At 64.0% G+C, this 1,179-nt stretch carries 2 protein-coding genes and 1 pseudogene; all 3 read left to right on the top strand.

Translation table 11 applies throughout. The features are described 5' to 3' along the window. Window positions 1–150: 150 nt before the first annotated feature. Window positions 151–345, top strand: a pseudogene (locus tag QMO14_RS33270) (hypothetical protein); the annotation flags it as partial. Window positions 346–375: 30 nt separating this feature from the next. Further along, window positions 376–591 (top strand): DUF3606 domain-containing protein, encoded by a 216-nt coding sequence (locus QMO14_RS33265; protein WP_301512391.1) that lies wholly within the window; start codon window positions 376–378, stop codon window positions 589–591. Between the two features lie 121 nt (window positions 592–712). Then, a partial coding sequence (locus QMO14_RS33260; RefSeq protein ID WP_301512390.1) for an isochorismatase family cysteine hydrolase occupies window positions 713–1,179 on the top strand: 467 nt, incomplete at its 3' end.

The raw sequence follows: 1,179 nt of genomic DNA, 5'->3' as shown, positions 1-1,179 counted from the left end.
GCCGAGGAAGCCGCATCGGCGACGGCGAGCGTGGCCGCCGTGCGTCCCGTCGAACTCACGGCGATGACGACATCGCCAGGTCCGAGCAGGCGCGTCGCGATCATCGCCGACAGGTGGTCGGGAATGCCGATGCTCGTCACGCCGACTGCTCAGCACATTCAGGCGGGCGACCTGAAGCCTGAGGTGATCATCACGCACCACATGGCGTTGGAAGACGCCGCGCGCGGCTATGACATCTTCGAGAAGGCCGAGGAGGACTGTCGCAAGGTCGTGCTGACACCTTCGGGTCCGCAGCCTGCTGCCCGCCCCGCCGCTCTCGAGGCTGATCGCGCCCTACCGCTCTAAGCGCAGTTTCCAATCAGTTCAGGAGATCTCATGGCAAATCAAAGTGATTCCACGACGCCCCACATCGACAGGAACGACGCCGGACAGGTCGCGCGCTGGACGCGTGAGTTCGACGTGACCGACGAGCAGCTGACCGAAGCCATCGCCAAGGTTGGCAACAAGGCCGCCGATGTGGAGTTGTACCTGAAGGGCAGCCGCAGCTCCACCAACTCGGACACCGCAAACGACGCGGCCAAGAGCAAGTAGTACCCGCTCACCCACGCAGCTTGCTGCGCGCCTGCTGGATTTTCTGAGGGATTGAACGATGGCGGTCCGAGGCACTGGCACATCTCCAAAGCGAGGCGCTGTCAATGGCAGTGGCATCGGGTTGGCCGCCGAGGCCGCCAATGGCGCAACTGGCTTGCTGGTGGTGGACATGATCAGTTCCTGGGATTTTCCCGATGCGGACAAGCTTCTGCCCACTGCCGCCGCGGTGTCGCGTCGCATCGCCGCCCTGAAGCGACGCTGCAGGTCAGCTGGCGTGCCGGTAATTTATGCAAACGACAATCGGGGTCGTTGGCGTTCAGACTTTGGCGCGCTGGTCGAGCTTTCCATTGCAAGCGGCGGCCGCGGCGCCGAAATCACCACAATGCTGCTGCCCGACCACGACGACTACTTCGTGCTGAAGCCCCAACAGTCGGCCTTTGTGGCGACGCCATTGGAGCAGTTGCTCGGCGTGCTTCGCGTTGAGCGGCTGATCGTCACCGGGGTAGCCAGCGACCAGTGCGTGCTCAGCACCGCCACTGACGCGCGCATGCGCGGGCTCGAGGTAGTGATGCCACGCGACTGCACTGG

Source organism: Variovorax sp. CAN15 (assembly GCF_030462475.1).
Classification (GTDB): Bacteria; Pseudomonadota; Gammaproteobacteria; order Burkholderiales; family Burkholderiaceae_C; genus Variovorax.
Note: the sequence above shows the minus strand (reverse complement) of the source record. Positions and strands in the feature narration are given on the sequence as shown.

Excerpts from the sequence above, each read along its gene's own strand:
- QMO14_RS33265 (WP_301512391.1), top strand. The coding sequence starts at position 376 with ATGGCAAATCAAAGTGATTCCACGACGCCCCACATCGACAGGAACGAC.